Here is a 14,756-nt window from a genome sequence, read left to right on the forward strand (position 1 = left end):
ATTATATCAAATTTTTGCTAAATCATAACAGTATTTGAAAAAATTAATTATAATTTTATTATTAGAGGACTATTATGGAAAATTTTGACCAACTAATTAAGAGTACAAATCTGCCTAAAAAAACAGGTGTTTACCGTTTTTATGATGAAAATAGTTCACTTTTATACGTTGGCAAAGCAAAAAATTTGCACTCAAGAGTCAATCAATATGCAAAAGGGTCAACAAATTCTTATAAAACTTTCTTGCTAATACAAAAAATTAGAAAAATTGAATATGACATTGTTGCTAACGAAAAAGAAGCACTAATCCTTGAAAAAGAATATATTAGCAAATATCAGCCAATTTATAATATCAAACTAAAAGATGACTCTGGATATCCTTATATAAAATTAGAATTAATTAAGCAATTAAAAATTACGCTCGTTTATAAAGTTCCTAGAAGGAAAAATGATCCAAATGTCTTTTTTTATGGCCCTTTTCCAAGTAAAAAATACGCTTTTGCCTTAAAAAAGTTTCTTGAAAGCCAAGCCTTATATGAAAAAGGTGAAAAAGCCTCTAATCAAGATGTAGAATTTTTTCGACAAAAGTTCCTTTTTTGCAAAAATTTACTGCAAAAAAGGAACGAAATCGCACTTCTTGAGGAAAAATTAGAAGCTGCTAAGCAAAATTTTCACTTTGAACTGGCCCAAGAATATTTTGATGCTATCAGTGGACTTAAAAATGCAAGAAGTCAAGAGCAAAATATTGACCTAAATAACGCAGAAAATCTTGATTTTCTTTGTTTTTCTAGTCTTGATTCTGACTCTTTGGTTGTCAGTTTTGCCTTTTACCGAAACGGTATTTTTTTATCAAACAAGCATTTTTATCTCGAAATTGTTCTAAATACTTTTGAGACTTTAGTTAATTTTTTAAATTCATACTATAAAAATCATATTTCGCCTGACAAATTAATAGTTGATTTTAGCCTTGATAAATATTTGGATTTTTTTGACAGCAAAATTAAGCTAAAAATTGCAAAAAGTAAACAATATAAGCAAATTTTGGACAATTTAAAGGAAAATCACTTTGATTTTATCGCTAGTCAAGCTAAAAATCAAAATAAAGTCCAAAATTTTGAAATTTTGGAATTAATTAAGCAAAATCTGAAAATAAAAAGTGCCAACAAAATAATGGCAATAGACAATTCTTTTTTAACTTTTGTACAAAATGTTGAAAAAACTGCCCAAAAAACAGAAAAAAATTTCCCAACAACAGGAATTATTTTCTACATCGATGGATCATATGAGCCTAGTTATAGTCGTTTTTTTAATTTTTCCGGGTCTAAAAAGGGCGACACGAACTATATGAAACAAGGGTTTGAAAAATACTTTAAAATTAAAAACTCGCTTAAACCCGATGTAATTTTGGTTGACGGCGCAAGTAATCAAGTCAACGTGATTGCAAGTGTTCTAAAAAATATCGGAATTCAGGCACCTATTTTTGGACTTGTTAAAAATAAAAAGCACAAAACTAGCCATATAATTGACCAAAAAGGAAAAATTGTAAAACTTGACCAAAAAGTTTTTAATTTTTTTCAAAATGTACAAGAAAAAGTTGATATGTTTGTAAAATCAAAAATGAAAAAAAATACACTAAAAAGTCTATTGCATGAATAAAATAATTTAAAATTTTTTGAAATTAAAAAAATTTAAATTTATGGTTTTTTGCTTTTAAGTTTGTCCCAAGTTTACCTGTTTGATGACAAAAATTCACTTTTTAGTGGATATAAATATGAAAAAATACCGGTAAATCCGGGTTTTTTGACGCTAAAACCTTAATTTTTATAGTTTTAAAATTAAGATTTTGCAAAAAAAAAAAAAAATGCTTGGTCTAGGAAAAAATTATGTTATAATAAATCTCACTAAGAATAAATTAATAAATTTTGAGATAGAATTAAGGGGGAATTAGTTATGTTTTTGCTATAAAAAAATCAGAAAATGCGAATTTTTCCATTATATTTTTAAATATGATGGTATGTCTTAAATTTACCCGTTTAGAAATCTACAAATTTAGGGCTTTTGGTTATTGTTCTTTTAAAACTTCATATATTTTTTTAGGCTCAACGTAAATAAAAACGAGTTTTCTATTTGCATTGAGTTTAAATAGTAGTTGTTTTTTTATGACTTTTTGCTTTTGAGTTTGTCTAATAAGTGATTAAAATCTAAATTATTTTCTAATTTTTTGTCTATTTGTTTGATAAAACCGTTGTTTTTCGTTAGCTCAATTTTGGTATTATATTCAATAGTTAATTCAGAAATAACCTCAAAAACAGAGTCAATTAGCTTTTTAAAATAATTTGACTGATTGGTTTGGTCAAGTTTCTCAAGAAATTCGTGTGGCAAAATTTTAGCAAAAAGAGACTTAAGTGCATCTAAAACTTTGGTGTTGTTAAGGTTTTGTTCAATAAACTTATACAAAATTGGCTTTAATTTTTGGGAATTATTAGATAATAAATTAAAAATTATACCGTATAAATCGTGACTATTTTGATATTTATAGTTATTAACCAAGAAAACATCGTCCATAATTGCACTAATTAAATCATTTAATTCTTTAAAGTTGTCTTGTGCCAGGAAATCTGAAAAAGACTCAAAAATTAAATTTAAAGCCTGATAATTCTCAGAATTTTTGTCAAGAATAAAACTTAAATTAATTTTTGAAATAAATGGTAAAAATTTGCCAAGCAAAGACTTAACAGAATCTAGTTGTTTAGCTGAAGGTGAAAAAGAGATAATATCTTGGAAAAGATTATAAATATTTGCCTTATCTTTGATAAAATCACTAACTTTATTGGTTAAATTAGAAAGAATATTCGAAAAGAAAGAAAAATCGGTCTGATTATTGCTTACACCACTTTTTATTCCAAAAATAACTTCATTAGATAACAAATCAATTAAATTTTTGAAAGTTTTAGTATTAACTAATATGTCGCTAACGCTTGTAATCAAAGTTATAAGCGAATTTATGTCTTCTTTTTCAATATTAAAGCCAAATTGAGTTGATAAAGTCTCAAAAATAGCATTCAAAAAATTAGGTCTTTTAAGAGCTTCTATTACAAAATTTTTAATAAAAGCGACTGATTTATTGTAATTATTTGAATTTTGTAAAAATAAATACAATACTTGACTAAAAGATTTAGCTGATACATAATCTTGATTATTGTTTATTAGTTCTGTAAAAATAAAAGTGACAAATTTTTGAACTGAATTAAATTGAAATACTTCTTTTATTACTTGCTGGATATTTTCTTGAGTTGAAATTGAGCTAACTAATAATTTAGAAATTGCCGGTTGGTTAAATAGTAAATTATAAAATAAATTAACTGTTTTAGTGTGGTGGCTCTGAACATATTCGCTAGACAAAATTTCCTTTAAAAGTCCGAGAATATTTTCCTGAGAAAGGGATTTTTCTTTCAAAAAACTTAATAAATCAGGGGATGTTTTTGTTTGGTTTGATGCAGATAAGTCAGAACTTTCTTGGTCTAAATTGTCATCAGATTCATTTTGTTCAACATTTTGGGTAGCAGAATTTGCAATAAATTGCTGAGCATACTGTGTTAAATTTGTGAAAAAATCACTTTTTAAAATTACTTCAACAACGTTATTGAATGCTTCAAAATTTGGTTGAGATCTATTGGAAAAAGTGTTAATTAAATCTTTAAATACGTTGACAATATCGCTCTGTTCAGAATCAAAAAAGCCAACAAATTGAGTCAAAGCACTGGCATAATTTGCTGATTCTGGCTGCTGAAATGAAATTGTATGTAGATCTTTGATGCTTTTTTCTTCAAAACTAGAATTTTCATTAATAAAATTTTGAAGCGAACCGTTAACAGTGATTTTTTCTAAAATTTCCTTGTTGGAGCCAAAATCTAGTTGTTGAGAATCTAAGTTATTAGCAGAAAAATTAGTTAGTAAAATTTCATCGTTTTCATCGCGTTTTGTAGATTTATTAAGACTTTTTGGGGACAAAGCTAATGAAATGATTAAATTTTGGGCTATTTGTTTGTTAGCTTTTATTTGAGGTCTGAAATCTAAATTTGTATCAAAAAACGGGTCTGATTTTCCATCTCAAGATTTTTCGAAAAATGGATTTATGAAATTAACGCCCATTTGTTGTGAGACTTCTTTTATTTCATCGTTTAGACGACTTACTGAAAGTAAATTAGGTTCAAATTCTAGCAAATAATTTTTAAGTAAATCATTTAAAAATTTATCAATTTTTGTATGTTCATTATAATATCCAATTAAATTTATGTAAGTTTCAGGATTAATATTTTTAATTAAAGTTATTAACCTTTTCAAGTTATGCTTAATTTTTACAAATGCGTAATTAATATTTGTTGCTATTGTCTCGTATGAATTTTGGGATGTATTACCTGAAAGAACATTGTCAAAAAAAGTACTATTAAATGTATTAAGAAAGTCCTTAAAACCAATTGAAATTGTAATTAAATTAGCGTTTCGGATTTCATTTCTTAAGTTTGAAAAATCGCCACTAAAATTTTCAAATACTGAGCGAATTGTGTCGGCAAAATTTGAAGAATTGTAAGTTTGGCTCCTTAAATTAACAAGATTTTCATCACTTATAATATTATTTTTTGGATCAAGAAGATAAATTCAATCTGAAATTGAGGAATTATTTAGTGCTAAATTTTTAAAAGATTTTACAGAATTAGGTTGAATACTTTGGGCAAAATTGGCGAAAAAAGCAGGAAAAGAGATCCCGCTAATAGAACCGTCAGTCATTTTTCCGCGGCCGTCAAGATTACTTTCTCAATCAAAACCTGAGCTAAGCGAATCGCCTAATGCTAAATATTTTAATTCTTTTAACAACCCAGTTTCTGATTTTTTCAACAAATTTGGTGATAAATTAGTATTTTTTGCACTAAAAACAACTGCGCTTGAAATAATTCCAGCGTATAAGAGAAATGGTGTGGATGTTTGAAAGAGAATTTTTAAAGCTTTTTTCATTAGACCAAACCTCAATATTTAAAGATAAATTATACCACATGAGCACTAAAAACGTATGTTTTTCACTTAATAATGTAATTTTAATGATTTTTTTGAAAAAAGGGAAAAATTAAGGATTTACTAAGGAAAAAGTTTCTCCTTTGTTTTCAAAAATTATTTTATCATCAAGTAATTTTTGAAAACATTGATCTAAATAGTCGCGAGTCTTTTTCTTTAGGAAAGAAAAATCGGTTACTTCGAGAATTAATGAATATATATCCTCTTTTGAAATTGATTTAGTTTTTTGAATTATTGTTATAATCAAATCCTTAATTTCAAAATAATGTATTTCTCTTATTGGTCTTTTTGGTTCAAGGAAAAAATTATATTTTGTTACATTTTTTAAAAAATAATGCGATGGACTTTCAAAAATAACGTTGTTTTCTATAAAATTATGTGCAATTTTCACGCTTTTTGCTTTTATAGAGTTGGTAATTTTTGAATTTCCGTTTAATCAAAGGACAATTTTTTGGTGTTCTAGCTTACTGAGAATTTTAACTCTTTTAAAAATTTCCTCAAAAAAAGAATATTCGGTTTTAGTTTGATTTCATAAGTCAGTCAAATTTTCATCCGTAAATAAAAATCTTTTTTCAAAAAAGGACCTAAAATCAATTGGTTGCCTTTTTTTAACAATAGCTAATGGGGCGCTAAGTTGTTCAGCTGTTTTTGGCAATAAATCAGAAGGATTTTCTTCAACACCCAGCGGTTTTTCTTCTTGAGATTTAAGTTTTTTTATTATTTTTTTTATTTTTTTAAGTTGACTGCCTCTATTTTGGAATCAATCTAGTGATCAAATTCTAAGGATATTTCAACCGCGAGACATAAGGACATTTTTTCACAAAATTTCACGATCACGGGCGTTTTTATGCTTTAAATAACCAGACCCATCGCATTGAATTCCTAGTAAATAACTATTTTCATTTTGCGGATTTAAGACTGCTAAATCGATTTTGTAATCTGAATATCCGACGTTTTTTACAACTTTTAGGCCCATATTGGTTAATTCTTTGTAGACAGAATCTTCAAAACTTACTTGTGATTCTGAAGTATTATCCGGTTTGTTTTCTACAAACAAATTATGTTTAGCAATTTCTAGATATTTTTTAAGAAAACTTGCACCACGTGTGCGGACTTTTTCTAAATCAATTTGCTCAGGATCAAGTGATGTAACCATTATTGTTGAATATTTTGCCCGAGTAAAGGCAACATTTAGACGTCTGTAACCATTTTTTTGGTTAATGGCTCCAAAATGAAGTGAAACTTTGTTTTGCTCATTAGGACCAAAATTTAATGAAAAAATGATTATATCGCGCTCGTCACCTTGAACTGATTCAATATTTTTGACAAAAATTTCGGTAGATGATTCATCGCTAAAAAACTGGGAAAAATAAGGCTTATTTGCTTTAAATTTTTCTAATTTTGATGAAATGAGGTTTCGCTGTACTGAATTAGTTGTAACAATTCCTATCGAAAATTTGTTTTGATATTTTGTAAGAATTTGGTCTAATATTTCAATAACAGTATCTGCTTCTTTTTCATTTCTTCGCTCTTTATAAAGCGCATTTTCAACTTTTACAAGCTTAATACCTTGTAAATCATGAGGTTTTTGACTTGTTGGAAAAGTGACTAAATCATTATTATAAATTTCAATGTTAGAAGGTTGAATCAATTCTTCAAACTTTGAGCGATAATGTCATGTTAGTCTGTAAGATTTTAGAAATGTTTGACTGACATCAAGAATTGAGAGATAATCTGAAACATTGAAGTCGGTAAAATCAGATTCTTCATCCTCGGTTTCAGGAATTGTGTCAAAAAAATTTGTTGGGGGCATTTGCTCTTTGTCACCAGCAATTATATATTGTTTTGCGCGGACAATTGCTCCAATTGCGCTTTCGGGTTTTACTTGTGAAGCCTCATCAAAAATAACAAGATCAAATTCCATATCACTATTTTTAATGTAGGAACTTACTGAGAGCGGCGACATCATCAAACAGGGCTTTAATTTTCTTAATAAATTCGGAATTCTGACAAAAAGTTCGTGAAATGGCATTAAACGTCGAGATTTATTAGCTTCTTGTCTTAAAATCCTAATTTCTGGAGTATATTCAGAAACTGAGTCAATTTGGGGAATTTTTTCAAGAAGAATGGCATCAACTCTTTTTGCCGACAGCAAATCTAATTTTTCTTGGGCAAGCTCGAATTTATTTTGATTTGAACTTAGTGTTTGTCAGTCATAATTATGAAATTCAGTGCTAATTATTTGATCTATTAAAATTTTGTAAAATTTTTTTGCAAAAGTTTTATAAAAATCAATGTCTAAGTTTGCCTCAATTGCTTTATTTATAAAATCGTCAATTCCAAAATCAGATAAAAGGGAAATATTGGCGTTAATTTGGGCAATTTCATGAATTTTGTCGATTTTATATAGTTTTGTCTGAAGATTGTTTTCAAATTTTTTCTTTTCTAAAAAGTTAAAATTAACCTCTTTTGAATCAAATTCAAGCGAAAATTTTCGCCAAATATCAACAAATTGACTGACAGGTTCAAATAATTTTTTATTCAAAAGCTCTCTTGTATATTTTGAATCAAGGAAAAAATCAACAAATTGCTTGTCTTGAACTTTTATTTTTGTTGTATCATTCAAGATTTTTAACTTTTTATAAAACTTTAATTGATAAAAATTTGACTGGATTTGGCTAGGATTTGTTTCACCAGGTTTGAACAAAAGGGTTGAAAGCCATTTTTCAAGCGAGATTTTTTTGTTTTTTAAGGTAATAATTTCTGATGAGTTTTCAAGAAAAGTTGTGTCAGAAAAATCTTTCTTAAAATACGGAGTTAATTTTTGTTTAATTTTTTTGTATCTAAAGTCTAAAAATTTAAGTTTTTTATTGAGATGATCTTCAATAATTTGACAACACTCTTTGATAGGAACGTCTAAAGGAATTTGCTTAAAATGAACGTAAAGTTTTTTTTCTAAGTCTGAAATTTCTGACTGGATTTGCAAAATTTGTGAATATTTTTGAATTTCTTGGGACAAATTTTGCAACTTTTCGAGCTCAGCTAAATCAATTTTTTCTAAGTTATTTAAAATTTTTAAAAAATCAAACAAGTAAAGAATGTTATTTAAATGTTGATCTGGATGCATCAAGAAAAAATTAAACTCTTTGATGTTATTGAAAATAGTATGACTTAAATTTGTCAAGCTTAAAATTCATGTTTTAAATTTGTCTTTTTTGAATTCGTCAATAGTTTTTTGACTAAAACCATATCAAGGGTGTTTTTTTAAATTAAAGTTGATAGTTTTTATTTTCTGAAATAAATCACCAAGCCCTCATTCAATTTTTTGAAGGGCAAAATAGTCAATTTTTTTTAGCTTTTCTTCTGAAATTGAAAATTCAAAATTTGGAATATCAATCAAATTTTGATATTCAGCAATTAAATCATAAACACTTTTTTGTAACGGAGGACGAATTTGAGTAAGTTTTTCGCCGTAATTATTCAGTTTTTGACGTAATTCAATATAATTATTTTCAATTAAAGCAGACTCTGAAGCATTCAATAATATTGAATTAACCCCTTTTTCGAGCGTGCTTAAAAGATTGTCAACTACATCTTTTTTGTTGATATTTTCGTTGTGAATTGCTATAACTGAATCAGAAAGTCCAATTTTTTTTAGGTTTGAATAAACAACATTAAGTGCGGCTAACTTTTCTGAAACAAATAAAACTGTCTTATTTCTAGCTAAAAATTCATTAATTATATTAGTAATTGTTTGGGACTTTCCAGTTCCAGGAGGACCATCAAGAATGAAATTTTCACCACGAATTGCTGCCTGAATTGCTTTTTCCTGAGATGAATCGGCCGGCAAAATATGAAAATAATCTGACGGGGCAAGATCATTATTAGAGCTAGAACCGACGACAGTATCTTGATTATTTTCACCGATAAGGGCAACAGAATTATTTGGTTTTGGGGTAGAATTTCCAATTATTTCATTATAAAAAGGATTGTTAATTATTTTTTCTTCATTTTCAACTAAGTCAGTGTAAATTTCAATTTTACTATAATCAAAAAGGCTTAATTGAATTGAGCGAATTATTTCTCAGTTTGAATTAGTGTTATTTTTGTGAAATAATTTTTCAAAATTTAGAAAATTTTCCCTAATTGAGATTGATGTATCGATTTTAAATTTAGATAACTGGCTATCTAAGTTTAAAATTTGCAATTTTTTAAGAAGAGTTAAATTTATACTTAATGATGAATTATCAAGAAATTCAAGTCAATATTTCTCTTTTCCTTGTTCTAACATTCGGCTAAGTTGCGCAGGAAATAAAAAAATAGGACTATAATAAGGGGTTTTTTCATCATCCTTTTCAAATCATTTCAAAAATCCAATACCAAGATAAAGAATATTTATCGCTTTTTCTTCTTTGAAGTTTTTGAATTTTGAGTACAAATTTTTAATAATTAAATTCTCTTGCTCAACGGGAAAGTCTGATATTATCAAATTTGAGATGTTTTTAGTGTTTATTAATTGGTCTTGAAGTTCTTCTAGTGTTAGAGGTGTAAAATTTTTAGATTTTGAAGTTGACTGCTTTTTAGCTTTTTTTTCAGGGTAACGAAAAAATATTTTTGCCTTAGCCTCGACAACATTATCAAGAAAATCATTAAAATTAGGCAGTAAAATTCCAAGTTTTATTGGCCTTGTTTTTGTTGGGATGTTTAAATTAAAATTGATTAATCGATTTCTTTTGGAAACATCAAGCAATTTATTTTGTCATTTTTTTAGATCTTCACGAACACTGTCAACTTCCATATTTCCCTTATGTAAATCAAGTTTTATTATAATATTATAAAATATTTTTTGTAGTTTTATTTAAATTAGCTCGAAAATAAAGAATTGTTTCTTGCCTTTTTTAATTAAAAAGAGGTTATTTTGATCAGCTAAACTAGTATTAATTTCAGAAGAAGATTCAATTTTTATGCCGTTAATTTCCAGAGCTTTATGTGAAATAAATTCATTTAATTCACGTTTTGAGCTAAAAATACCAAATTCAATTAGGCTGTTTTGGTCAAAAAATTTTGCACTAAAATAAGGCAAAATTTTTTTTAGTTCCAACTTATCATTAAAAGTTATTTCAAAATAATTTATTTTATTAAATAAAATTTGGGTTATTTTTTCTGCAATTTCAAGCCCTTTTTTCCCGTGAATGTTAAAAACAACCTCTTTTGCTAGTTCTTTTTGTAAAATTCGGTCTTTTTTATTTTGATTGTGCAAAGAAATTAATTGCCTGATTGAATCTAGATCTAAAAATGACAGCCAGAGCATAATTTTTTCGGCCTGTGAATCACTTTGATTCAATAAAAATTGATATAAATTAAAAGGTGAATACATATTTTTATCAAGCCAAATCGGTTTTCCAAGACTTTTTCCAAATTTTTCGTTATTTTCATCAGTAAGTAAATTTGTTGTAAAAACAAAGGTCTTGTCCTTATTTTTTAAGTTTGATTTTTTAATAAAATCAAGACCAGTCACCATGTTGCCTCATTGATCAGACCCCCCTGATTGGGCAATTATGTCGTGATTTTGGGCTAAAAATTTAAAATCTCAACCTTGAATTAATTGATAAGAAAATTCTGTAAATGAAAGTCCAGATTCGATCCGCGAAGAAACAGAATCTTTAGCCAACAAATAAGCAATATTAATATTTTTCCCAATATCGCGCAAAAAGGTTAAAATATTCATATCTTTGTAAATTTCAAAATTATCAAAAACAGGCAAATTAAACGATTTTAACTGGTTTTTTATTTTTTCAGTGTTATTTTTGACACTTTCAAAATCAAGTAATTTTCGCTCATTAGGTTTAAATGACGGATCGCCAATCATTCCAGTGGCTCCACCGACAACGGCAAGAACTTTAATCCCAAAATTTTGAAGACGCTGTAAAAGATTTATTGAAATGTAATTACCCAAATGAAGTGAAGGCGCCGTTGGATCAAAGCCGATATAAATTCCGTTTTCAGAAGAAAGATTCAAAAATCTATCGGGATTAGTGATATCTTTTAAAATTCCTCTTTGTTTTAGTTCATCAAAAAAATCAATTTTATTTTTATCAGTCATAGAAAAACTCTCCAAAATTAGTGCTATTTTTTCAATAAAAGGGCGATTTCTTGATCATAAATTGGCTTATTATCAACATAAGGTGTTTCTAAAATGATTGGAATATTATCAAAAAGTGGGTCATGAACAATTTTTTGAAGAGTTTCAAGACCAATAAAACCTTTGTCAATATTAGCGTGACGGTCTTTTTTTGAACCAAGCGGATTTGCTGAATCATTTAGGTGAATAACTTTTATATGATTTATTATTTTAGTTTTTATTAATTCTTGTTGAAATTCAGTATAATTTTTAAGATCATAACCAGCATCTCAGACATGACAAGTATCAAGGCAAACCCCAATTCTTTCTGAATTTAGGTCTTGAATTATCTCGACTATTTCCTCAAAACTTGAGCACATTTCAGTCCCTTTTCCGGCCATAGTCTCAAGTAAAATTTCAACATTTTTTGTTTTTTCAAGTATAACTTTAAGTGACTTTACAAGCTGATTTTTTGCTTCTAATCTTGTATAGGTTGTGAAAAAACCTGGGTGCAAAACCAAGAATTTTGCCCCTATAAAGTTCATTTTTTCAATCTCTTTGACCAAAAAATCAATAGAAAAATTAGCTTTTAATGGATTAGCCAAATTTAAAATATAAGGAGCATGAACGACTATATCAGCGGGCGGAATTTGCTTAGAAAATTCAGCGACATACTGTTCAAATTTATAATTTTCAGGTTGAGTTCTCATTGTTGACTGAGGTGGGCCTAAAAAAATCATTGCTGTATTTGCTTTATTTTTTAGAGAAATATCGATTGCACCAAAAAGGTAATCTGGTTTTTTAAAAGGTACATGTGATCCAATTTTTATCATTTGATTTTAACCTCGCTTAAAATTTCAGGTAATTTAAAACTGTAAATTTCGATGTTTTTAAATTTTTCTTGTAATATTTCGGCAATTTTATCAGTAAAAACTTGCTCAATAAGGTGGGGAATTTCTAAAACTTTGATTTTATGATGCTTGATCGTGAGCTGATCTGATCATTTCAGATCAGAAGTTATAACAAGATTGGCTTTTTGTTTTTTTGCTAAAAGACATGCTAAAATTCCGCCTGAACCTGGAAGAATTGCCACTTTTTTTGGCAAAAAATCTTGTGAAAAATTAGCTCGAAAAGTCGCTAAATTGCTATTTAGTGAAATTCTTTTTAAAATTTCTGAGACCTTTAAATTATTTTCAATTAAAATGTTAAAATCATCGATTTTTATAGCGCTGCTTGCATCTAGATCTCACTGGTTTGCGATTGAAAATGCGGTTTGGTTGTCTCTTGAGTCAAAATTCGTGTGGAGACCGAGCGCGCTAATTGAGTGTTTTTTTAAAAGGCTGGAAATTTTTCTCTTGTATGGCGAATTTTGAAATTCTTCCTTTTTTGTGGGATAAAAAAAGAAAGGATGATGGGAAATTATTAAATTATAATTATTTTTAATAGCAAAATCTAAAACACTTTTTGTAAGATCAATGCAAATAAGAACCTTAGAAATTTCAGTATCAAAAAAGAGATTTCAACCACAATTATCTCAGTCTTGACAGTTTTCTAAGGGAAATTTTTCAAGCAAAAAATCGCCAATTAGTTTTGTTTTCATACTTTTTTAGTTAAAATCACGTAGTGACCATCTTTTTTGAGGGGTTCTTAATTTTTTAAGAATTTTACCCTCTATTTGACGTACTCGCTCCTTTGTAACGCGACGCATGGCAGCTAATTCTTCAAAACTATGAGCTTGATATGGGACACCATTTTCATCAACTCCAACTCCATAACGGCGTTTGATAAAATCTTTTTCGTCATAGTCAAGCGTTGACTCGATTATTTCAAGTAAAACTTTAGCTTTTTCTTCGCGCTCGGCATATTCGGCTGGTGAAATTAAATTTTCATCCTTAATAAAATCAGAAAATGAGCTATCTTCTTCTTTCCAAATTGCTTTATCTAGCGAAATCGGGTCAACATTTATTTTTTTAATATAACGGACTTTTTCAGCTGTAAATTCAGGTCCAAGACGCTGAGCAATTTCTTCGGCTGTTGGATTTAGTCCTTTTTCTTGCTGTAATTCTCGTTCAGCTTTGTTAATTTTATTAATAGTTTCGACCATATGAACCGGAATTCTAATTAGTCTTGCCTGATCAGCCACAGCTCTTGTGATTGCCTGACGAATTCATCAAGTTGCATAAGTTGAAAATTTAAATCCTTTAGTGTGGTCATATTTTGAAACGGCCTTAATAATTCCTAAATTACCTTCAGAAATTAGGTCAATAAAATTTAAACCACGATTTTTATAGCGTTTTGCACTGTTTACAACCAGTCTTAAATTACGTTTTATTAAGGTATCACGAGCTTTTTTGCCGATTCGCCCTTTAATTTGCATTTTACGGGCCAGTTCTTGTTCTTCTTCTTGACTTAATAATTTTCCGTATTTTCCGATTCAACGCATGTATCATTTGATCATGTCATTTGTGTCGGTGAGTTTATTTCGGTAAACATCATCGCTGTAAACTTTAGGTTTGCGAAATTGACTTGAGGTTTCATCATTGATATAATCAAGATCGTCAATATCTTGAATTCTTAGCGATTCATCAACCGAGTGGCCAAATTCCATTTCGCCACTGTCATCTTGAGACAAATCGTCAAAATCTTCTTGATCATCAAGTCTGTCTAGACTCAAATCTTTGTCATCATCTAAATTATCAAGATTTTTCTTTGATTTATTTTTAGAATTTTTTTGACTGATTTGATCAGCAAAATCTGAACTTGAAACGTCTTCAAGATCTTCTTTGTCCAATTCATCTCTAATTATTTTTTTCTGAATTAAAATTTGAAAAAACTCGTCTAATTCGTCCTCTGAAACTGAAAGGCTTAAATTTTCGATATATTTATAAACATCTTCGTGACTTAAAAAGACATTTTCAGCAGTTTTTTTCGAACTTTTTTTCGTTGCTTGCTTTTCTTTTTGTTTTTTTTCTAATTGTTCTTGTAACTTTTCAATAACAAATTGATAACGTGACTCGGGACTATTAGCTGATTCAGAAAGATTATCAGAGTTTTCCAGTTTTTGGTTATCTTCAAAAAGTTCCTTATTTTTGGAGGTTTTTTGGTCTTTTGCTGTTGTTTTTGTTTGTTTTGTCTTTTTTTTGGATTTTTCTAATTTTTCTTGTTCTAATTCTAAAACCTCATTATTTATGGTTTTAGATTTTGTGGTTGAAGAAACTTTAACTTTTGCTTTTAAAGTTTTATTGGTTGAGTTAATATTTTTTGATAATTGATTTAAAGTTTTAGTTCGGAATGCCTCGATACTTTTTAGAAAATCAGATTGATGCTTAGTTGTTTTAATAACATTAAAAAAAGTCTCAATTTGTTCATATGAGTTTTTTCTTTTTTCATTAGCAATAGTTTTTTTTGAATTTTTAGTGTTCAAACTGTCAGAATCGACATTCAAATTTAAATTAGAATCTACTTGGATTGGCTCCTTTGTTTTTTTACGTGAAGTTTTTACCTTTTTTTCAGCAGTTTTAGTTGCTGAATTTGTAGTTTTTTCAGAAAAACTATAAGCTTTTTGG

7 protein-coding genes are annotated in these 14,756 nt (G+C 28.1%); 1 reads left to right on the forward strand and 6 read right to left on the reverse strand.

Annotation, left to right across the window (positions count from 1 at the left end; genetic code table 4):
- The first annotated feature begins 74 nt into the window (after window positions 1-74).
- Window positions 75-1,655 carry a GIY-YIG nuclease family protein gene (locus PWA39_RS03555; RefSeq protein WP_069099106.1) on the forward strand — a complete coding sequence of 527 codons (1,581 nt, stop codon included), beginning with the start codon at window positions 75-77 and terminating at the stop codon, window positions 1,653-1,655.
- Window positions 1,656-2,156: 501 nt separating this feature from the next.
- Here PWA39_RS03555 and PWA39_RS03560 read toward each other — a convergent pair.
- From PWA39_RS03560 to PWA39_RS03585, 6 genes are all read right to left on the reverse strand, one after another.
- Window positions 2,157-5,012, reverse strand: a complete 2,856-nt coding sequence (locus PWA39_RS03560) for an SGNH/GDSL hydrolase family protein (RefSeq protein ID WP_069099107.1) — start codon at window positions 5,010-5,012, stop codon at window positions 2,157-2,159.
- A gap of 109 nt (window positions 5,013-5,121) precedes the next feature.
- Complete coding sequence (locus PWA39_RS03565) at window positions 5,122-9,867, reverse strand: DUF4011 domain-containing protein (protein WP_069099108.1); 4,746 nt, start codon at window positions 9,865-9,867, stop codon at window positions 5,122-5,124.
- A gap of 60 nt (window positions 9,868-9,927) precedes the next feature.
- On the reverse strand, window positions 9,928-11,172 hold the full coding sequence (gene tyrS / locus PWA39_RS03570; RefSeq protein WP_069099109.1) for a tyrosine--tRNA ligase: 1,245 nt from the start codon (window positions 11,170-11,172) through the stop codon (window positions 9,928-9,930).
- 23 nt (window positions 11,173-11,195) lie between these two features.
- Entirely contained in the window at window positions 11,196-12,023 is an 828-nt protein-coding gene (locus tag PWA39_RS03575; RefSeq protein ID WP_069099110.1) for a deoxyribonuclease IV, read from the reverse strand.
- Complete coding sequence (locus tag PWA39_RS03580; protein ID WP_069099111.1) at window positions 12,017-12,790, reverse strand: Nif3-like dinuclear metal center hexameric protein; 774 nt, start codon at window positions 12,788-12,790, stop codon at window positions 12,017-12,019. Before PWA39_RS03580 ends, PWA39_RS03575 begins: the two co-directional genes overlap by 7 nt.
- A 6-nt stretch (window positions 12,791-12,796) precedes the next feature.
- Window positions 12,797-14,164, reverse strand: coding sequence for an RNA polymerase sigma factor (locus PWA39_RS03585; RefSeq protein ID WP_069099130.1), 1,368 nt, complete (start codon window positions 14,162-14,164; stop codon window positions 12,797-12,799).
- Window positions 14,165-14,756 lie beyond the last annotated feature (592 nt).

The organism is Mesomycoplasma ovipneumoniae ATCC 29419, assembly GCF_028885435.1.
GTDB lineage: Bacteria > Bacillota_I > Bacilli_A > Mycoplasmatales > Metamycoplasmataceae > Mesomycoplasma > Mesomycoplasma ovipneumoniae.